The organism is Pseudomonas sp. AM8 (assembly GCF_036346475.1).
Lineage (GTDB): Bacteria > Pseudomonadota > Gammaproteobacteria > Pseudomonadales > Pseudomonadaceae > Aquipseudomonas > Aquipseudomonas marginalis.
The window spans coordinates 186,079-206,403 of record NZ_JAOTNX010000003.1 but is presented as its reverse complement, the minus strand read 5'-3'; the positions used below and the strand labels follow the sequence as shown (position 1 = coordinate 206,403).

Sequence of the window (20,325 nt, the reverse complement as noted above, 5' to 3'; positions counted from 1 at the left end):
GCACTTGAACCATCGCACCAGCGCCCTCCTCTACCCTTACAGGTATCAAGGAGAACACCATGCATAAAACCAGACTCGCCCTACTCATCATGCTCGCCGGCACCCTCGCGGCCTGCGGTGAAAGCTCCACCCTGCAGGTGTCCGATGGCACCGGTCCGTCGCCCCAGCTACCAGAGCCGAACAAAACCCTGATTCCCACGGTGAACATTGCCCCGGCTATCGGCTGGCCGGAGGGCGTGCAGCCAACGGCGGCGGCCGGCACCCAAGTGGCGGCGTTCGCCGAAGGCCTGGATCACCCGCGCTGGCTGTATGTATTGCCCAACGGCGATGTGCTGGTGGCAGAAACCAATGCGCCGCCCAAACCGGATGATTCCAAGGGCATTCGCGGCTGGGTCATGGAGAAGGTCATGGGCCGCGCCGGTGCCGGGGTGCCGAGCCCCAATCGCATTACCCTGCTGCGCGACGCCGATCACGATGGCGTTGCCGAGACCCGTACGGTGTTCCTGGAAAACCTCAACTCGCCCTTCGGTATGACACTGGTCGGCAATGACCTGTACGTCGCCGATTCGGACAAGCTGCTGCGCTTTCCCTATCAAGCGGGCGAAACCGCGATCAAGGCACCTGGCACCAAGGTGGTCGACCTGCCGGGCGGGCCCCTGAATCACCACTGGACCAAGAACGTGATCGCCAGCAAGGACGGCAGCAAGCTGTACGTGAGCGTCGGCTCCAACAGCAACGTCGGTGAGAACGGTCTTGAGGCGGAACAGGGCCGGGCGGCTATCTGGGAAGTGGATCGCGCCAGCGGCCAGCAGCGCATCTTCGCTTCCGGCCTGCGTAACCCTAACGGCATGGCCTGGGAACCCCAGAGCGGCAAGCTATGGACAGCGGTAAACGAGCGCGACGAGATCGGCAGCGACCTGGTGCCCGACTACATCACCTCGGTCAAGGATGGCGGGTTCTATGGCTGGCCCTTCAGCTATTACGGCCAGCATGTGGATGTACGCGTCACGCCGCAGAACCTGGACCTGGTGGCCAAGGCAATCGTGCCGGACTATGCGGTAGGGCCGCACACCGCGTCTTTGGGACTGACGTTCGCCGAGGGCAGCAAACTCCCGGCGCCGTTCAGCAACGGCGCGTTCATCGGCCAGCATGGCTCATGGAACCGCAAGCCCCACAGTGGCTACAAGGTGATCTTCGTGCCGTTCGAGGCAGGCCAGCCTAAAGGGCAGCCAGTGGACGTGCTGACCGGGTTTCTCGATAAAGATGAGAACGCCATGGGCCGGCCGGTGGGCGTGGTGATCGATCAGCAAGGGGATTTGCTGGTGGCGGATGATGTGGGGAATAAGGTGTGGCGGGTGTCGGCCGCTAAATAAACGCCCCAGAAGCATCACAAAACCAATGTGGGAGGGTGCTTGCTCCCGATAGCAGTGGGTCAGGCACAGATACTGTGACTGATACTTCGCTATCGGGGGCAAGCCCCCTCCCACATTTGGTTCAGGGATTACGTGCCAGGTTTGCTGGCAACACACGCTTGGCGCTCAGATAGGCATTCTGCCAATACGCCTTGGACAAGGTGTCCAGCTTGACCGTACCGCCGGTCTGCGGCGCATGCACAAAGCGACCTTCGCCCACGTAAATCCCGGCGTGGCTGACCTGGGAGCCGCCACCGGTGGCGAAGAACAGCAGGTCGCCGGTCTGCAGGTTCTGCTCGCTGACATCCTGGGCGCGCATCACGATCAGTTCGCGAGTGGTGCGCGGCAGGGAGATGCCGGCGGCGTCGCGGAAGACGAAGCCGATCAGGCCACTGCAATCGAAACCCGAGTCCGGCGTGTTGCCGCCCCAACGGTAAGGCGTGCCGACCAGGCCCAGTGCACGAAAGAGTACGTCTTCGGCCGCAGGCGAGAAATTCTGGGTGGAATAGTTGAATACCGGCTTGGGCTTGACCGCAACGGGAGCGGGTGGCGGCCGGCTGGCGCAGGCGCTGATAAGCGCGGCGCAGAGAATAAGGAGCAGGCGGGCTGAGGTCGACATGTGCAGAACAATCCTGGTCTGGATGCGGCTATCGCTGCCGAACGCTGAAAACCAGAACGCGCAAGCAAAGCTCGCGCGAACGGATTACAACAATGTCCAGGGATTCTAGCGCTTACACGTCAAACTTCAAGTATCACTTTAAGTTTACTTACTGGCGGTAACCGTAGTCGGGGCCATGGCGAGTGCGCGCTTGGCTTCGATGAAGGTTTTGCTCCAGTAGCTGTCACCCAGGCTGTCGACTCGAACACCGCCACTGCGACGGCTGCTGGAGTGGATAAACTGGTTATCGCCCAGGTAGATACCGGCATGGCTGACGCGACCACGACCTGCAGTACTGAAGAAAAGCAGATCACCGGGCTTGAGGTTGTTGCGCGCGACCAACGGTGCTTTCACGTTGATCATTTCGCGAGTGGAGCGTGGCAGGTTCATGCCAGCTTCTTCACGAAACAGGTAGCCGATGAAACCGCTGCAGTCGAAACCGGCTTCAGAAGTACCGCCGAAACGGTAACGGGTACCGATCAGGGACATGCCGCGTTCGAGGATGCTGTCGGCCAGGACTGGAAGCTGGTAAGGCTTGTTGCCGGAAAAATCGGCCAGTTCCTTTTCGGTTGCCACCTCTTCTTCATAGACAGAAGCAGACTGTGCAGCAACGAATTTTGCCTGGGACTGTTGTTGAGGTTTTTGCTGCTCAACCACCTGTTGAGGGTGGGAGGCGCAACCAAACAAGAGGGTAACGAGTGCGAGGGGCACGAGGGGTGCGAAGCGATTTAGCATGGGCACGACCGTGGCTGGTATGTAAAGAAGTCGAGACTATGCCTTCTATCACATCGATTTGCAAATTCAATCGTGATCTATGTGACTTCGCGATTGGACTATGACATCTAAGCCGTAATTCCATTTATCGGTTCACATGCGTAGCCAACGTGGCTTAAACGCAGGGTTTCTGGCGCCTGGAAATTGCCGAACCCCGTAGATTCAACCAGTTACCAGCCCAATGTTTCCTTGAGAAAAGGGATCGTCAATTTTCGTTGAGCCTGCAAGGAGGCCTGATCGAGCTGCTCGAGCAAATCGAACAACGCGCTCATGCTGCGGGTGCCACGGGTGAGGATAAAGTGCCCGACTTCATCGGTGAGGTGCAGGCCGCGACGGGATGCACGCAATTGCAGGGCACGCAGTTTGTCTTCGTCGGAGAGTGGGCGCATCTGGAAGATCAGCGCCAGGGTCAGGCGCGACTTGAGGTCGGCCAGCTTCACCGGCAACTCCCGTGGCGAGGTGGAGGCCGCAATCAACAAGCGCCGGCCGCTGTCACGCAGGCGGTTGAACAGATGGAACAGCGCCTCTTCCCAATCCGCCTTGCCGGCCACTGCCTGCAGATCGTCCAGGCACACCAGTTCGTATTGCTCAAGGTTGTCGAAGATCCCGATGCCGCGATCCATCAACTCGGCCAGGGGCAGGTAAACCGCCGGCTCGCCCATCTGCTCGAAACGCAGGCAAGCGGCCTGCAACAGGTGGGTACGCCCTACGCCGTGTTTACCCCACAGATAGATCAGGCTTTCGGTCCACCCGGCGTCGGCTTCGCAGAGCCGCTCGACATAGCCGAGTGCAGCGGCATTGGCGCCTGGGTAGTAATTGATAAAGGTAGCGTCATCACGCAGACGCACACCTAAGGGCAGCTGAATCGGTTTCATGCTGACTGAACGGCTCCCATCGAACCGTTAGTGGCCTCTGTGTAAAGTTTGCAAAGTTTATACCCGTGACGCCGGGCGCACAATGCAGCAGACCACAAGCAAAATCAAAGGTTTGCGTTAACTTGCCGGTTTTAAGCGGATTGTTTGACGCCATAGCCCCATAAACAACAAACCCGGCCGAAGCCGGGTTTATGACGCAGCGGTTACAGGTCGGGGTCTTCGACCCCCGTATAGGCGTCGGAATCCTTGTACAGATCGTGCACATGACGCACCAGCACCATGATCACCGCCGCCACCGGCAGTGCCAGCAGAATGCCGGTAAAACCGAACAGCTCGCCGCCCGCCAGGATCGCAAAGATCACTGCCACCGGGTGCAGGCCAATCCGGTCCCCCACCAGCAACGGCGTGAGCACCATGCCTTCCAAGGCCTGGCCGACCATGAACACCGCGACAATCCCCAGCATCGGGTACAGGTCGCCGCCAAACTGGAACAGGCCAGCCACCAACGCCGCACCGATACCGATCACAAAGCCCATATACGGCACGATAGCGGCGAGGCCGGCGATCAGGCCGATCAACAGGCCCAGCTCCAGGCCGATGGCCATCAAGCCCGCCGCGTAGATGATCCCCAGTGCCAGCATCACCAGCAACTGCCCACGCACAAAGGCGCCAAGCACCTCATGGCACTCGCCGGCCAGGGCCACGATGCGCTCTTCACGGTTGCGGGGCAGCAGGCTGCGGATCTTGGCCATCATGATGTCCCAATCGCGCAGCAGGTAGAACGCCACCACCGGGATCAGCACCAGGTTGGTCAACCAGCCGATCAGCGCCAGGCTGGAGGCGGTCGCCTGGCTGAGGATCACCCCCACAATATCGGTGGTCTGGCCCATGTGCTCGCTGATCGCCGCCTTGACCTTGTCGAACTTCCAGAAGCCATCCGACAGGCCCAACTTGGCCTGGGCCCACGGCATCGCCGTGTGCTGCAGCCAGTCGAGCATCTGCGGCGCCAGCTCATAGAGACGAAACAGTTGCTTGGCCAGCATCGGCACCAGCACCAGCACCAGCGCGGTGATGATCAATGTGAACAACGCAAACACCGCAACCACGCCCAAGGTCCGCGACAGACCGGCTTTTTCCAGGCGATCCACTACAGGATCGAACAGATAGGCGAGCAGCAACGCAACCAGGAACGGCGTCAGGATCGAATGCAGCAGGAACACAAAAACGCACAGCAGGACGATCCCGCCAAGCCACACCCAACGACGCGTATCCGCCATAAACCACTCCATTATTTGCTTCTATCTATATAGGAAGAACTTTTACCAACGAAAATGCAGTTGCGCCTGGGGCGCAGGTGCCGCTGCCGGTTGTGTGCCATCGACCGCAGGCTGCTGCGCCGGGGCCTCACCGGCAGGCACTTCCTGCAACTTGGCCAGGCTCAACTGGGTACGCAACTGATCGGCGCTGCCGTTGACCCGATACACAATACGATTGCCATCCACCCATTGCGGCTGACCGCCAAACGGCTCAAGCAGATGCCCCAGGGCCGCGTACCGCTCCAGGTTCATGCCCTGCACTTCCAGCAGTTGCTCGGTACTCACACCGGGCTTGACCGCAAAGCACGGCGCCAGTTTTTGGCTGACCGCCAGCATGACTGCATCGGCCAGCGCGCCCGTGTCGGCGCCTTGCGCGGCGCCCTGCTCGCTCTTGTCACCCAGCCACAGGCGCCATTTGGCCTGCCATTGATTGCCTTCCTGGCGTGCATGCACGGCCAGCAAGGCGTCGGCACCGTAGCGCTCGGACGCGGCGCGCAACGGCGTGGCATCGGCGTTTTCAAGATTCGGCGCGGTGGCGACCACCTGTTCATCCAGGTCCCCCAGGGGCAGGCGCAATGGCAAGCCACGGTGCTGTGCCGCACGGCGCAGCGCCTGGGCAGCGGCCTGGCCATCGCCGACCAGGCTGCTGCCTTCGGTGGAGTCGTTCAGCCACCAGCCGAGGATTGATGGCCGATTGCTGCCCCAGATCGACAGGCCGGCGTCACGCAAGGCGCGATCAGTGCTGACCGGGTCAAAGTCCACTTGCAGGCTCTCGGGCGGGCCGGCGTCGTAACCGTATTGAGTGATGATTTGCTGCGGATCCTTGCGAATCGCCGCCAGGCCCGGGCCTTGCGCAGCCTTGGCGTCGCCGGTGAGGCGGATCACCAGGGTCTCCACCGCGCGCTGGGTCGCCTGGTCGCGCTCTTGCGGCGATTGGCTGCTGACGGGTTCGAGTACCTGGTACAGGCCATTGAGGGTTTCGGCATGACTCGCCAGGCTGATCAACGACAAGCAGCCTACAAAAAAGACATTACACAGACGCATGGAAGATTCCCGAACGACAAATTTAGCGGCTGGAACAGACCGCGTGAAATCGGTATAGCCAGGCTGTGACCACAGCGACAACTAAAACATTCACGGGGTCCTGGTAAGTTTTCGCCATGTCATTAACGACAGCGGTTTAAAGGCTATACCTTAATACGTGCCTGAACAGACCCGATCAGCATTTTTTTAACCTGCTTTTTTAAATCTATCTGCCCTGCCCGTCGGCCCGAGGATGGCCGCTGCCCCTCAAGCCTGATAAAATCGCGCGCCTTCGCAGACCGTCAACGGCTGGGCCTTTTACCAAAAGTGCCCGCCCGCTCGGTCGTTACCCCTGAATCCCCCCTAAAGGCCTGGATCATGAGCAAGCAACCCTCCCTGAGCTACAAGGACGCCGGTGTAGACATCGACGCCGGTGAAGCATTGGTCGAACGCATCAAGAGCGTTGCCAAGCGCACTGCGCGCCCCGAAGTCATGGGCGGCCTGGGCGGTTTTGGCGCCCTCTGCGAGATCCCGGCCGGCTACAAGCAGCCTGTATTGGTTTCCGGTACCGACGGTGTGGGCACCAAGCTGCGCCTGGCACTGAACCTGAACAAGCACGACAGCATCGGCATCGACCTGGTCGCCATGTGCGTCAACGACCTGGTGGTATGCGGTGCCGAGCCGTTGTTCTTCCTCGACTACTATGCCACCGGCAAGCTGAACGTCGAGACCGCCACCCAGGTGGTGACCGGCATCGGCGCCGGCTGCGAACTGTCGGGTTGCTCCCTGGTCGGCGGCGAAACCGCTGAAATGCCAGGCATGTACGAAGGCGAAGACTACGACCTGGCCGGCTTCTGCGTCGGCGTGGTGGAAAAAGCCGAGATCATCGACGGCTCCAAAGTGGCTGCCGGCGACGCCCTGCTCGCCCTGCCATCCTCCGGCCCGCACTCCAACGGCTACTCGCTGATCCGCAAGATCATCGAAGTGTCCGGTGCCGACATCGAGAACATCCAGCTCGACGGCAAGCCGCTGACCGACCTGCTGATGGCCCCGACCCGCATCTACGTCAAGCCACTGCTCAAGCTGATCAAGGACACCGGCGCGGTCAAGGCCATGGCCCACATCACCGGCGGCGGCCTGCTGGACAACATCCCGCGCGTACTGCCAAAAGGCGCCCAGGCGATCGTCGACGTGGCCAGCTGGCAGCGTCCTGCGGTATTCGACTGGCTGCAGGAAAAAGGCAACGTCAATGAAACCGAAATGCACCGCGTGCTGAACTGCGGCGTGGGCATGGTGATCTGCGTGGCGCAGGAACACGTTGAAACCGCGCTGAACGTATTGCGTGAAGCCGGCGAGCAGCCTTGGGTCATCGGCCAGATCGCCACCGCTGCCGAAGGCGCGGCTCAGGTTGAACTGAAGAACCTCAAGGCTCACTGATGCCTCGGACCTGTGATGTCGTGGTGCTGCTTTCCGGCACTGGCAGTAACTTGCAGGCCCTGATCGACAGCACGCGCACCGGCGACAGCCCGGTGCGCATCGCTGCGGTGATCTCCAACCGCAGCGACGCCTACGGCCTGCAACGCGCCAGGGACGCGGGTATCGAAACCCGCTCGCTGGATCACAAGGCTTTCGAAGGCCGCGAGGCCTTCGACAGCGCCTTGGTCGAACTGATCGACGCCTTCAACCCCCAACTCGTGGTACTGGCCGGTTTCATGCGCATTCTCAGCCCTGGCTTCGTGCGGCACTACGAAGGGCGCCTGCTGAATATCCACCCTTCCCTGCTGCCCAAGTACAAAGGCATGCACACGCACCAACGCGCCCTGGATGCCGGTGACAGCGAGCATGGCTGCAGCGTGCACTTCGTCACCGAGGAACTCGATGGCGGGCCTCTGGTCGTACAGGCAGTGGTTCCGGTAGAGTCTGACGACTCGGCGCAGACCCTTGCGCAACGGGTTCATACCCAGGAACACAGGATTTACCCGCTGGCTGTGCGCTGGTTTGCCGAGGGGCGGTTGATTCTTGGTGACCAGGGTGCATTATTGGACGGTCAGTTACTTGCGGCCAGCGGCCACTTGATTCGAACCTAGGAGATTTTATGCGTCGCGCCTTGCTCTTCGCTTTTGCGCTGTTCGCCTTGCCTGCCGTGCAAGCGGCAGATCTACACCCGTTCTCCGCCAGCTACACCGCCGACTGGAAACAGTTGCCCATGAGTGGTTCGGCAGAACGCAGCCTGACCAAGAACGGCGACGGCACCTGGACCTTGAACTTCAAGGCTTCCATGATGATCGCCAGCCTGACCGAAACCAGCGTGATCCTGTTCGACAAGGACACCCTGCAACCGAAGAGCTACGCCTTCGAACGCGGCGGCCTGGGCAAGACCAAGAAGATCAACCTGGACTTCGACCCGTCGACCAAGAAAGTCACGGGCTTTGAAAACAAAGACCCGGTCAATGTGCCCCTGCAAAGTGGCATGCTCGACAAGTCGACCTACCAGTTGGCCTTGCAGCGCGACGTGGCAGCCGGCAAGAAAAGCATGAGCTACAACGTGGTTGAAGGCACTGACGTCGACACTTACGACTTCCGTGTGATCGGCCCGGAAAAGGTCCAGACCAAGGTCGGCAGCATTGACGCGATCAAGGTCGAGCGCGTACGCGACCCGACTCAAAGCAAGCGCATCACCCAGATGTGGTTTGCCAAGGACCAGGGCGGCATTTTGGTTGCCCTGCGTCAGGTTGAGACCGACGGCAAGGAATACAACATCATGCTGCAAGACGGTACCGTTGACGGCAAGGCTGTCAAAGGCAACTGAGTGCGCGGATGAGCTGAACAAGAGCCTCGCTGAATGCGGGGCTTTTTTTCGTCTGGGGGTTTTGGGTTCAAGTGTCTGCCGTCATCGGGAGCCCAACATGAAACTTCTGTCATAAACCTCTAAAGCGGTTTACTTAGCAAGCTAACAAACCGTATAAAAAGACCTGCGACGACTTGCCGCATACCCACCAGAAATTGGAGCAAGCAGATGACTGTAAAAGTAACTGAACGCGACGACGAACATATGTCCCACGAAGCGCTGGGCCATGGGATTCACATCTGGGATGTCCACCAACAGGACCTGCTGGTCGGCATGTTTCACAACGAGAGCGACGCTCATAATTATAAAAACGAGCTCGAAGCCCTCGAGATGAAACGCCAGACGCAAAGCTCCTGAAACTTCGAAATCCTGTAGGCCCCCCAGCCCCACGCAGCTGGGATGCCTGTAAAACACAAACCCCGCCTTTTGAGCGGGGTTTGTGTGTTCTGGGGTTGCTTCGCAGCCCAACGCAGGGCAAGCCTGCTCACCACAATTCGTAGCTACAGCCTTACCACATCAAATCATCCGGGATCTGGTAAGCCGCGTACGGATCATCCTCATCCGGCACCTGGCTTTCGGTGAGGATATTGAGCTGCACGATACGCTCCGGTGCGCGCTCCTGGATCTTCAGCGCGGCTTCACGGGGGATCACCTCGTAGCCGCCACCGTGATGCACGATGGCCAGGGAGCCGTTGCTCAGCTTGTTGCGCATCAACGTGTTGACCGACAGGCGCTTGACCTTCTTGTCATCCACGAAGTTGTAGTAGTCCTCAGTCGTGAGCTTAGGCAGGCGCGAGGTCTCGATCAGTTGCTTGACCTGGGCCGTACGGGCCTTGGCCTCGGCTTTTTCCTGCTGCTGGCGGTTCAGCTCCTGGTCACGCTTGACCTTCTCGGCCTGCGCTTCGGCGGCCAGGCGAGCCTGGGTGTCATCGGCCTCGATCTGGCCCTTGTGGACCAGGCGCTGCTGTTTCTGTTTCTCTTTGCCGACCTGCTTGGCCTGCTTTTGGTTGACCAGACCTGCTTTGAGCAACTGGTCGCGAAGGGAAAGGCTCATGGTGCTTACTCACTTAGGCAACTGCTCAACCGCAGCTGGACACGTTCTTTTCCTGACGTTTGGCTTCGCCCCACAGGGCGTCCAACTCTTCGAGGGTGCAATCTTCTATGGGTTGGTGGGTGTCGCGCAATGCCTGTTCGATAAATCGGAAGCGTCGCTCGAACTTGGCATTGGCGCCACGCAGCGCGGTTTCCGGGTCGACCTTGAGGTGACGGGCCAGGTTGACCGCCGCGAACAGCAGGTCACCGACTTCATCGGCGATGGCCTCCGGGTCGTTGTCGGCCATGGCTTCGAGCACTTCGTCCAGCTCTTCGCGCACGTTATCCACCACCGGCAACGCCGATGGCCAGTCGAAGCCGACCTGGCTGGCGCGCTTCTGCAATTTGGCGGCCCGGGACAGGGACGGCAAGGCGCTGGGCACATCGTCCAGCAGGGACAGCTGCTCCGGCGCGTCGGATTTTTCCGCACGCTCCTCGGCCTTGATCTGCTCCCAACGTTCCTTGACCTGTTCTTCACTCAGTTGAGGAATATCCAGCGGCGCATACAGATCGCCGGTCGGGAACACATGGGGATGGCGGCGAATCAGCTTGCGGGTGATGCTGTCGATCACCCCGGCAAATTCGAAACGCCCCTCTTCCCGCGCCAGCTGGCTGTAATACACCACTTGGAACAACAGGTCGCCCAACTCACCCTGCAGATGATCAAAGTCGCCGCGTTCGATGGCGTCGGCCACTTCGTAGGCCTCTTCCAGGGTGTGCGGGACAATGGTCGCGTAGGTTTGCTTGATGTCCCACGGGCACCCGTATTGCGGGTCCCGCAGGCGGTTCATCAGGTGCAGCAGGTCTTCAAGTGAATACATCTTTCTGTGTCCGATCAGTGTGGGAGCAAGCCCCCTCCCACATTTAGCCTGCATTCATTCTGCGAATCATGGGGTACGGTTGCGCCGCGTCTCAATGATGTTCGGCAACTGGGAAATCCGCCCCAGCAGCCGCCCCAGCGCGTCCAACCCCGGAATCTCGATGGTCAGGGACATCAACGCGGTGTTGTCCTCTTTATTCGAGCGGGTGTTGACCGCCAGCACGTTGATGCGCTCATTGAGCAGCACTTGCGAGACGTCGCGCAGCAGGCCGGAACGGTCGTAGGCACGGATGATGATGTCCACCGGGTAGGTGAGCACCGGCACCGGACCCCAGCTGACCTGGATAATCCGCTCCGGCTCGCGCCCGCCCAGTTGCAGCACCGAGGCGCAGTCCTGGCGGTGAATGCTTACGCCACGGCCTTGGGTGATGTAGCCGACGATGGCATCCCCCGGCAACGGCTGGCAGCAGCCGGCGATTTGCGTCAGCAGGTTGCCGACGCCCTGGATCTGGATATCGCCGCGCTTGCCGGGCTTGTAGCCGGTGGCCTTGCGTGGGATCAGCTCCAGTTGTTCGTTGCCGCGCTCCGGCTCGACCAGTTGCTGGGCCAAGTTGACCAGTTGCGCCAGGCGCAGGTCGCCGGCACCGAGGGCGGCGAACATGTCTTCGGCGATCTTCATGTTGGCCTTTTCGGCCAGCTTGTCGAAGTCCACCTGGGGCAGGCCCAGGCGGCCCAGCTCGCGTTCGAGCAGGGTCTTGCCGGCGGCGACGTTCTGGTCGCGCGCCTGCAGCTTGAACCAATGGACGATCTTCGCCCGCGCCCGCGATGTGGTGATGTAGCCCAGGTTCGGGTTCAGCCAGTCGCGGCTCGGCGTGCCGTGCTTGCTGGTGATGATCTCGACCTGCTCGCCGGTTTGCAGGCTGTAGTTGAGCGGTACGATGCGCCCGTTGATCTTGGCACCTCGGCAGTTATGGCCGATCTCGGTGTGCACGCGGTAGGCGAAGTCCAGCGGCGTGGCGCCCTTGGGCAAGTCGATGGCATGGCCGTCGGGGGTGAAGATGTAGACCCGGTCCGGCTCGATATCCACGCGCAACTGTTCGGCCAGGCCGCCGATGTCGCCGAGTTCTTCGTGCCATTCCAGCACTTGGCGCAGCCAGGAGATTTTCTCCTCGTACTGGTTGGACCCGGCCTTCACGTCGGTGCCCTTGTAGCGCCAGTGCGCGCACACGCCCAGTTCTGCCTCTTCGTGCATGGCGTGGGTGCGGATCTGCACTTCCAGCACCTTGCCCTCGGGGCCGATCACCGCGGTATGCAGCGAGCGATAGCCATTTTCCTTGGGGTTGGCGATGTAGTCGTCGAACTCCTTGGGAATGTGCCGCCACAGCGTATGGACGATACCCAGCGCGGTGTAGCAGTCGCGCATTTCCGGCACCAGCACGCGCACCGCACGCACATCGTAGATCTGGCTGAAGGCCAGGCCCTTGCGCTGCATTTTGCGCCAGATCGAGTAGATGTGTTTGGCGCGGCCGCTGATGTCGGCATCGACCCCGGTGGCCTGCAGCTCGGCGCGCAACTGGCCCATCACGTCGCTGATAAAGCGCTCACGGTCGAGCCGCCGCTCGTGCAGCAGCGTGGCGATCTGTTTGTATTGATCAGGTTCGAGGTAGCGGAAGGACAAGTCCTCCAGCTCCCACTTGATATGGCCGATACCCAGGCGGTGGGCCAGGGGCGCGTAGATGTCGAAGACTTCGCGGGCAACGCGGTTGCGCTTTTCGTCGTCCGCAGTCTTCACCGCACGGATTGCGCAGGTGCGTTCGGCCAGCTTGATCAGGGCGACACGCACGTCGTCGACCATCGCCACCAGCATCTTGCGCAGGTTTTCCACCTGACCCTGGGTGCCCAGCACCATGGACTGGCGCGGGCTGAGGCTGGCGCTGATGGCGGCCATGCGCAGCACGCCGTCGATCAGCTTGGCCACCACCGCGCCAAAACGCTGGCTGACGGTCGGCAACTGGATGTGCCCTTCGCGCACGCCGCGATAGAGCACGGCGGCGATCAGCGAGTCCTGGTCCAGCTTGAGATCGGCAAGGATCTCGGCGATTTCCAACCCGGTGCGAAAGCTGGAAGTGCCTTCGGCCCACAGGTTCTTCGCTGCATTGTCTTGTTGCTCAGACTCACGAGCGAACTCGCAGGCTGCTTTCAAGGCTTCACGGTCCAGTGCCGGGTCGACACTGATGGCATGATCCAGCCATGCCTCGAGATTGATACTGCCGTCGGTGTTGATCGGCTGGTGTGCTCTCACCTGTACCATCTTGCTTACCTTCCCTATGACGCACCTTGGATGCGCCAAAATCATCGCCGACCTTTTTACTGCGAGCTCCGCGGCAGATCATAGGCCTTGGAGAACGCAGGCCAGTCGGATTAAACGGGCATCCTAGCCCGCTTCAAATAACGCCATGGCCTCGACATGCGCTGTCTGCGGAAACATGTCGAGGATCCCGGCACGTTTTAGCCGGTAGCCTTGCTTGACCAGCTCAACCGTGTCCCGCGCCAGCGTCGCCGGGTTGCAGGACACATACACCAGGCGCCTGGCCCCCAGGGTGGCGAGCTTGCGCACAACCTCCAGGGCACCATCGCGGGGTGGGTCCAAGAGTACCGCAGAAAAGCCCTGTTTGGCCCATTCCACGTCATTCAAAGGCTGGGACAAATCGGCCTGAAAAAACTGCGCATTATGCAAATTGTTGCTGATGGCGTTCCGTGCAGCCCGGTCCACCATGGTCTGCACACCTTCCACCGCCACCACTTCGCACACCTGTTTCGCCAGCGGCAGGGCAAAGTTGCCCAGGCCGCAGAACAGGTCCAGCACCCGCTCAGCAGGTTGCGGCGCCAGCCAGTCCAGGGCCTGGGCAACCATCGCCTCGTTGACCCCGGCGTTGACCTGGACAAAATCCCCCGGTCGGTACGCCAACTCCAAGTCCCATGGGTCCAATCGAAACCCTAGTGACTGATCGGGCTCAATCGGTTCCGGCTGACCTTCACCATGCAGCCACAGCTGGGCGTCATGGAAGCTGCAGAATTCTTTCAGGATCAGCAGGTCCGCCCCCGACAACGGCGCCATATGCCGCAGCAACACGGCGACGGACGAACCACTGAACAACTCCACATGCCCCAGGGCCTGAGGTTTGCTCAGGCGGCGCAGCATGTTCGGCAGGCGCTGCATGATCGGTTGCAAGGCCTGTACCAGCACCGGGCAATCATCGATGGCGACGATGTCCTGGCTGGCCACGGCGCGGAAACCCACCTCGAGCTTCTTCGCCTTGGCATCCCAACGCACCGCCACCCGGGCGCGGCGCCGGTAAGCGAATTCCGGCCCACTCAATGGAGCGGCCCACTCCTGCGGTTCGACACCGGCCACGCGGGACAGTTGCTCGGCGAGCATGCGCTGTTTCAGGGCAAGTTGTTCGGCATGGGGCAAGTGCTGCACGCTGCAACCGCCACAGCGACCGAAGTGCGCGCACGGTGCCGGACGGCGCAGTTCACTGGCCGTGAACACACGCTCGGTGCGGGCCTCGACCACCTTGCCGTGGGTGCCCAACACTCGCGCTTCAACCTCTTCGCCGGCCAGCGCACCGTTGACAAACCAGGTGCGGCCTTCAAAGAACACGATGCCGCGGCCGTCGTTGGCCAGGCGCTCGATGGTCAGGCGTTGCTTCTTGCCCACGGGAATCTGTGGGGCCCGGCTGCCGCCCGTCGGTTGGAAGCGCAGGCCTCTCTCGTGCTTGGCCATCAGTTGGGTTCGTCGAAAATGCCGGTCGACAGGTAACGGTCGCCTCGGTCACAGATGATCGCGACGATCACCGCGTTTTCCACTTCCCGGGACAAGCGCAACATACCCGCCACGGCGCCGCCGGACGACACGCCGCAGAAGATGCCTTCTTCACGCGCCAGGCGGCGGGTGGTGTCTTCGGCTTCACGCTGGGCCATGTCGATGATGCGGTCCACGCGGGTCGCGTTGTAGATCTTCGGCAAATACTCTTCGGGCCAGCGACGAATGCCTGGGATCGCCGCACCTTCCATCGGTTGCAGGCCGACGATCTGGATCGCCGGGTTCTGCTCCTTGAGGTAGCGCGAGTTGCCCATGATGGTGCCGGTGGTGCCCATGGAGCTGACGAAATGAGTGATGGTGCCCTGGGTCTGGCGCCAGATTTCCGGACCGGTGGTGGTGTAGTGCGCTTCGGGGTTGTCCCCATTGGCGAACTGGTCCAGCACCTGGCCACGGCCTTCGGCGGCCATGCGCTCGGCGAGGTCGCGGGCGCCTTCCATGCCTTCTTCCTGGGTGACCAGCACCAACTCGGCGCCATAGGCGGTCATGGCCGCCTTGCGCTCGGCGCTGCCGTTGTCGGGCATGATCAGCACCATCTTGTAGCCCTTGATCGCGGCGGCCATGGCCAGGGCGATCCCGGTATTACCCGAGGTGGCTTCGATCAGGGTGTCGCCGGGCTTGATCTGCCCGCGCAGTTCCGCGCGGGTGATCATCGACAGCGCCGGGCGGTCTTTTACCGAGCCGGCCGGGTTGTTGCCTTCGAGCTTGAGCAACAGGGTATTGCTGGTTTCACCCGCCATGCGTTGCAAGCGGACCAGGGGCGTGTTGCCGACGCAATCGGCGATTGTAGGGTACTGCAAGGTCATGGCGTATTCGCAATCCAGACTGCGGGGGCGAACATCATACCGGGAAAGGTCGGCGGGCCATATCACGCAAAGTGTGGTGCTTATGGCTTAAAGGAATAAGCGGAAAAGAGGGTGAGCTTGAGGGCCCCATCGGGGGCAAGCCCCCTCCCACCCTGGACCGCATTTTCATGCTGGAACTCGGTCGAATGTGGGAGGGGGCTTGCCCCGATGGCCGCGCCTCGATATCCCGCCTAGCGCAAATGCCCATCGCCATGATTTCTCCGAAAGACCTCCTCCCCCATCGCCGCAATCTGCCCTTCGATCAATGCATCAAACGGCTTGAGCAACGGCTCGAACGACACCGGCGCCTCCAGCACCTGCAACGCCTGCACAATCGCCTCCACCGTCGACAACGCCCCTGGCCCCGGCGCCTTGCGCAGTCGATAGCGAGACACGGCGCCCTCGACCAGCGTGACCCGTGGCAACGCCGCCAACACAGGATTGAGGTGCAGCAGTTTGCGCGCCTTGCGCCAGGTGCCGTCGGGCACCACCAGCAACAGCGGCTGATCGCCGGGTGCATAGGCTTGCAGCGGCTGGGCATCGTCAGCCGGAAACAACAGCCGCGCCTGATAGCCGGGCGGGTTCAACAGGGTCGGCAAGTCATCAAAGACCTCGCCCACCACCAACTGCGCATTGTTCAATCCCAACGCCGCCAGCCGCGCGGTATTGAGCGCATGGTTGACCTCACTCGGGTGCTGCAAAACAAGCACACGTGTGCGGCTGTCGAGGCTGGGAATCAGCGCGCACAGGCAATGGGCGGCGGGCCTGAGGCAGCGGGAACAGTGGGGTCGGGACATGGTTGTTCAGGCCTGGTTGAGCTGGGCTTTGAGTAGATCGCGGAAGGTCTGGATCAGCGGTTCGCGGCTGCGACCCCGGCGCATGATCATCGAGAACGGCGCCTGGTAGCCGAAGGTCGCCGGCAGCAATACGCGCAGGTCGCCCTTGTCGGCCCAGGCCTGGGCGTAGTGCTCGGGCAGGTAGCCGATGTAGGCACCCGAGAGCACCAGGATCAGCTGCGCTTCCATACTTTCCACCGTGGCGGCGCTGTGTTTGAAGCCGTGGCGCGCCAGTTCGGCCTGGCTCCAGTAGCCGCGCCCGACCATGCGCTGCTGAGTGATCACCTGCTCGGGGATGCGTCGTTCGCTGAACAACGGATGGCGGGTGCTGCAATACAACCAGTGCTGCTCGCGGTACAGCGGCATGTAGATCAGCCCGCTCATGCGGTTGGAGAAGGCACCGATGGCCAGGTCCAGGCGGTTGTCCTGCACGCCGAGTTGCAGTTCGTAGGGGCTCATCACCGATAGATTCAGGTGCACCGCCGGGTGCTCCAGGCTGTAGGCGCCGATAACCTCGGCGAACGGCAAGGCCTTGTCGCTCACTGTAGAGTCGAGCACGCCGAGCTTGAGCGTCCCGCGCAGCTCGCCCTTGAGCGCGGCGGCGTATTGCTCGAAGCCTTCCAGTTCGCCGAGCAGGCGCAAGGTTTCCTGGTGGAACAGCTCGCCTTTGCTGGTCAGGCTGAACCCACCCCGCCCGCGATGGCACAGCACCAGGCCCAACGCACTTTCCAACTGGCTCATGTAGGTGCTGATGGCCGAGGTGGACAGGTTGAGTTCGTGCTGGGCATTGGCGAACCCCTGGTGGCGCACGACGCTGACGAAGATGCGCAGGAGTTTCAGGTCGGGCAAGGCGCTGGCCATGGTCGGCTCCGGGTGTAGATGTGGGCAGTCTACCTGCCCGCATTAGTTTAGAAAAACCTGAACTAAGTATTTGCCCCTGCCGATTCTTCCCTTCCTGCGCTTTTCGCAGAATCGGCCCCTGATAAACACAACAACGATGAGGCAATCCCGTGGACAAGATTTTCCACCAACCACTGGGCGGCAACGAAATGCCGCGCTTCGCCGGCATCGCCACCATGATGCGTCTTCCCCACCTGCAATCGGCCAAGGGCCTGGATGCGGCCTTTATCGGCGTGCCCCTGGACATCGGCACCTCGCTGCGCGCCGGTACCCGCTTCGGGCCGCGTGAAATCCGCGCCGAGTCGGTGATGATCCGCCCTTACAACATGGCCACCGGTGCCGCGCCGTTCGACTCGCTGTCAGTGGCGGATATTGGCGACGTGGCGATCAACACCTTCAATCTGCTGGACGCCGTGCGCATCATCGAAGAGGCCTACGATGAGATTCTCGAGCACAACGTGATCCCGATGACGTTGGGCGGCGACCACACCATCACCCTGCCGATCCTGCGGGCGATCCACAAGAAACACGGCAAGGTCGGGCTGGTGCACATCGATGCCCACGCCGACGTCAACGACCATATGTTCGGCGAGAAAATCGCCCACGGCACCACCTTCCGCCGCGCCGTGGAAGAAGGCCTGCTCGATTGCGACCGCGTGGTGCAGATCGGCCTGCGCGCCCAGGGTTATACCGCCGAAGACTTCAACTGGAGCCGCAAACAGGGCTTTCGCGTAGTGCAGGCCGAAGAATGCTGGCACCACTCCCTCGCGCCACTGATGGCCGAGGTGCGGGAAAAAGTCGGCGGCGGCCCGGTGTACCTGAGCTTCGACATCGACGGCATCGACCCGGCCTGGGCGCCCGGCACCGGCACCCCGGAAATCGGCGGGCTGACCACCATCCAGGCGATCGAAATCATCCGTGGCTGCCAGGGCCTCGACCTGGTTGGTTGCGATCTGGTAGAAGTTTCGCCGCCCTACGACACCACCGGCAACACCTCGCTGCTGGGCGCCAACCTGCTGTACGAGATGCTCTGCGTACTGCCTGGCGTGGCGCACCGCTGATGAGCGTGCCGCAGGTATTGAAAGCCGCCGCCGACCTGGTGTCGGCCTTTGCGCGTAACGACCGCGCCGCCTACTTCGGCGCGTTCACGGCCGATGCCAGCTTTGTGTTCTACACCCTCCCCCAACCGCTGCTCAGTCGCGATGCCTACCAGGCGTTGTGGGACAGCTGGCGCCGGGATGAAGGATTTGAGGTGCTGTCCTGCACCTCAAGTAACGCCGTGGTCAGCCTGCAGGGTGACGTGGCGATATTTATCCATAACGTGGCCACCGAGCTGCGCATGAACGGGGAGCAATTCTTTAGCCAGGAACGCGAGACCATTGTCTTCAAACGCCAAGGATCTCGCACAGAACAACAAGAAGGCCCGTGGCTGGCCTGTCACGAACATTTGTCCGCTATGCCGGAAGGGCTGCCGTCCCCTTAGCCAATGTGATCGGAGCTGATCATGAATAATAAAAACAACGATAAAAGTATTCGCACAATAGAAACCAACGGGGTCGAACAGATCCCGGACAACGAACGTACCGCCACCCCCAAGGATCTGTTCCGCCTGATCTTCGGCGGCGCCAATACCTTTGCCACCGCCGTGCTCGGTTCCTTTCCGGTGTTGTTCGGCCTGTCGTTCCAGGCCGGCGTCTGGGCGATTGTGCTGGGTGTGCTGGTGGGTGCGTTGATCCTGGCGCCGATGGGCCTGTTCGGGCCGATCAATGGCACCAACAACGCAGTGTCTTCCGGTGCGCACTTCGGCGTGCACGGGCGGATTGTCGGCTCGTTTCTGTCATTGCTGACGGCGATTGCCTTCTTCTCACTGTCGGTGTGGAGTTCAGGCGATGCGCTGGTCGGCGGTGCGAAACGGCTGATCGGCCTGCCGGAAACCGACCTGACCCTGGGCCTGGCCTACGGCGTATTCGCCATGCTTGTCCTGACGGTGTGCATCTACGGCTTTCGCTTCATGCTGTGGGTCAACCGCATTGCGGTCTGGGCGGCAAGCCTGCTGTTTCTGTTGGGCATCTTCGCGTTCGCGCCGACCTTCGACAGCCACTTCGCCGGCACCGTAGCCCTAGGCCAGACCGGCTTCTGGGCGGCCTTTATCGGCGCGGCGCTGGTGGCCATGAGCAACCCGATTTCCTTCGGGGCGTTCCTGGGTGACTGGTCACGCTATATCCCGCGTGAGACGCCGAAAATGCGCATCATGCTGGCGGTAGTCCTGGCACAGATCGCCACCTTGATCCCGTTCCTGTTCGGCCTGGCCACCGCCACCATCGTGGCGATCAAGGCGCCGGACTACATCGCGGCCAACAACTACGTCGGCGGTCTGCTGGCGGTGGCACCGACCTGGTTCTTCCTGCCGGTGTGCCTGATCGCGGTGATTGGCGGCATGTCCACCGGCACCACCTCGCTGTATGGCACCGGGCTGGACATGTCCAGCGTGTTCCCGCGCCTGCTGTCGCGGGTCAAGGCCACGCTGCTGATCGGGGTGATGTCGATTGCCTTCATCTTTATCGGACGTTTCGCCGCCAACCTGGTGCAGAGCGTGTCGACCTTCGCCGTGCTGATCATCACCTGCACCACGCCATGGATGGTGATGATGATCATCGGCCTGATCGTGCGTCGCGGCTTCTACTGCCCGGATGACCTGCAGGTGTTCACCCGGGGTGAAACCGGCGGCCGCTACTGGTTCAGCCATGGCTGGAACTGGCGCGGGCTGGGGGCCTGGATTCCGAGTGCGCTGGTGGGCCTGTGCTTCGTCAACTTGCCGGGGCAGTTTGTCGGGCCGCTGGGCAACCTGGCCGATGGCATCGATATCAGCCTGCCGGTGACGCTGGGGTTGGCGTCGGTGGTGTACCTGACGTTGTTGCGTGTGTTTCCGGAGCCGGCTTCGGTGTATGGCCCCAAGGGTCCGCTTCGCAGCCCTGCGGGAGCAGGCTCCGCTCCCACAACAAGTTCGCCTGTTACCTAAAACAATAATCGGAGACCCGCCGTC

The 20,325-nt window shown here is 61.6% G+C and carries 20 protein-coding genes; 8 read left to right on the top strand and 12 right to left on the bottom strand.

Going from position 1 to position 20,325, the window contains the following annotated elements; translation table 11 throughout:
• Positions 1–59: 59 nt before the first annotated feature.
• The gene (locus tag V3W40_RS10405) at positions 60–1,373 is read left to right on the top strand and encodes a PQQ-dependent sugar dehydrogenase (RefSeq protein ID WP_330214984.1); all 1,314 of its coding nucleotides are present in this window, start codon (positions 60–62) and stop codon (positions 1,371–1,373) included.
• 121 nt (positions 1,374–1,494) lie between these two features.
• Here V3W40_RS10405 and V3W40_RS10400 read toward each other — a convergent pair whose 3' ends face one another.
• The 5 genes from V3W40_RS10400 to V3W40_RS10380 form a co-directional block, all read right to left on the bottom strand.
• Positions 1,495–2,031 (bottom strand): C40 family peptidase, encoded by a 537-nt coding sequence (locus V3W40_RS10400; protein ID WP_027603800.1) that lies wholly within the window; start codon positions 2,029–2,031, stop codon positions 1,495–1,497.
• A gap of 144 nt (positions 2,032–2,175) precedes the next feature.
• Positions 2,176–2,805: a C40 family peptidase gene (locus V3W40_RS10395; RefSeq protein ID WP_027603799.1), complete on the bottom strand. Its 630-nt coding sequence runs from the start codon at positions 2,803–2,805 to the stop codon at positions 2,176–2,178.
• A 209-nt stretch (positions 2,806–3,014) separates the two neighbouring features.
• Positions 3,015–3,719, bottom strand: coding sequence for a DnaA regulatory inactivator Hda (gene hda / locus V3W40_RS10390; protein WP_027603798.1), 705 nt, complete (start codon positions 3,717–3,719; stop codon positions 3,015–3,017).
• 203 nt (positions 3,720–3,922) lie between these two features.
• On the bottom strand, positions 3,923–4,996 hold the full coding sequence (locus V3W40_RS10385) for an AI-2E family transporter (protein ID WP_065940599.1): 1,074 nt from the start codon (positions 4,994–4,996) through the stop codon (positions 3,923–3,925).
• A gap of 42 nt (positions 4,997–5,038) precedes the next feature.
• Positions 5,039–6,079, bottom strand: a complete 1,041-nt coding sequence (locus V3W40_RS10380; RefSeq protein ID WP_330214983.1) for a DUF2066 domain-containing protein — start codon at positions 6,077–6,079, stop codon at positions 5,039–5,041.
• A gap of 357 nt (positions 6,080–6,436) precedes the next feature.
• On the opposite strand from V3W40_RS10380, the gene purM reads away from it, so the two are divergent.
• The 4 genes from purM (at position 6,437) to V3W40_RS10360 (ending at position 9,263) form a co-directional block, all read left to right on the top strand.
• On the top strand, positions 6,437–7,495 hold the full coding sequence (purM, locus tag V3W40_RS10375; protein ID WP_014719398.1) for a phosphoribosylformylglycinamidine cyclo-ligase: 1,059 nt from the start codon (positions 6,437–6,439) through the stop codon (positions 7,493–7,495).
• Entirely contained in the window at positions 7,495–8,145 is a 651-nt protein-coding gene (gene purN, locus V3W40_RS10370; RefSeq protein ID WP_065924915.1) for a phosphoribosylglycinamide formyltransferase, read from the top strand. The genes purM and purN overlap by 1 nt, the downstream gene beginning before the upstream one ends.
• Before the next feature lie 8 nt (positions 8,146–8,153).
• Positions 8,154–8,867 carry a DUF3108 domain-containing protein gene (locus V3W40_RS10365; RefSeq protein ID WP_065940602.1) on the top strand — a complete coding sequence of 238 codons (714 nt, stop codon included), beginning with the start codon at positions 8,154–8,156 and terminating at the stop codon, positions 8,865–8,867.
• Positions 8,868–9,074: 207 nt separating this feature from the next.
• Complete coding sequence (locus tag V3W40_RS10360) at positions 9,075–9,263, top strand: hypothetical protein (protein ID WP_065940603.1); 189 nt, start codon at positions 9,075–9,077, stop codon at positions 9,261–9,263.
• Positions 9,264–9,414: 151 nt separating this feature from the next.
• Here V3W40_RS10360 and V3W40_RS10355 read toward each other — a convergent pair whose 3' ends face one another.
• From V3W40_RS10355 to V3W40_RS10325, 7 genes are all read right to left on the bottom strand, one after another.
• A complete protein-coding gene (locus V3W40_RS10355) occupies positions 9,415–9,960 on the bottom strand; it encodes a DUF2058 domain-containing protein (protein WP_010208656.1) in 546 nt (181 codons plus the stop codon).
• Between the two features lie 25 nt (positions 9,961–9,985).
• Positions 9,986–10,819, bottom strand: a complete 834-nt coding sequence (gene mazG, locus V3W40_RS10350; RefSeq protein ID WP_065924913.1) for a nucleoside triphosphate pyrophosphohydrolase — start codon at positions 10,817–10,819, stop codon at positions 9,986–9,988.
• Positions 10,820–10,885: 66 nt separating this feature from the next.
• Entirely contained in the window at positions 10,886–13,129 is a 2,244-nt protein-coding gene (gene relA / locus V3W40_RS10345) for a GTP diphosphokinase (protein ID WP_027603791.1), read from the bottom strand.
• 123 nt (positions 13,130–13,252) lie between these two features.
• A complete protein-coding gene (gene rlmD / locus V3W40_RS10340) occupies positions 13,253–14,605 on the bottom strand; it encodes a 23S rRNA (uracil(1939)-C(5))-methyltransferase RlmD (protein WP_065924912.1) in 1,353 nt (450 codons plus the stop codon).
• The gene (gene cysM, locus V3W40_RS10335; RefSeq protein WP_053133073.1) at positions 14,605–15,507 is read right to left on the bottom strand and encodes a cysteine synthase CysM; all 903 of its coding nucleotides are present in this window, start codon (positions 15,505–15,507) and stop codon (positions 14,605–14,607) included. Before cysM ends, rlmD begins: the two co-directional genes overlap by 1 nt.
• 230 nt (positions 15,508–15,737) lie before the next feature.
• The gene (locus tag V3W40_RS10330) at positions 15,738–16,343 is read right to left on the bottom strand and encodes a tRNA-uridine aminocarboxypropyltransferase (protein ID WP_092355263.1); all 606 of its coding nucleotides are present in this window, start codon (positions 16,341–16,343) and stop codon (positions 15,738–15,740) included.
• A gap of 6 nt (positions 16,344–16,349) precedes the next feature.
• A complete protein-coding gene (locus tag V3W40_RS10325) occupies positions 16,350–17,243 on the bottom strand; it encodes a LysR family transcriptional regulator (RefSeq protein WP_065924693.1) in 894 nt (297 codons plus the stop codon).
• A gap of 149 nt (positions 17,244–17,392) precedes the next feature.
• Here V3W40_RS10325 and speB point away from each other — a divergent pair, with 149 nt between their 5' ends.
• From speB to V3W40_RS10310, 3 genes are read left to right on the top strand one after another with little or no spacing between them, the layout of a single operon-like run.
• A complete protein-coding gene (speB, locus tag V3W40_RS10320) occupies positions 17,393–18,343 on the top strand; it encodes an agmatinase (protein WP_027603787.1) in 951 nt (316 codons plus the stop codon).
• Positions 18,343–18,765, top strand: coding sequence for a YybH family protein (locus V3W40_RS10315; protein WP_065946848.1), 423 nt, complete (start codon positions 18,343–18,345; stop codon positions 18,763–18,765). The genes speB and V3W40_RS10315 overlap by 1 nt, the downstream gene beginning before the upstream one ends.
• Before the next feature lie 21 nt (positions 18,766–18,786).
• Positions 18,787–20,301: a purine-cytosine permease family protein gene (locus V3W40_RS10310; RefSeq protein WP_065924695.1), complete on the top strand. Its 1,515-nt coding sequence runs from the start codon at positions 18,787–18,789 to the stop codon at positions 20,299–20,301.
• The last annotated feature ends 24 nt before the right edge of the window (positions 20,302–20,325 follow it).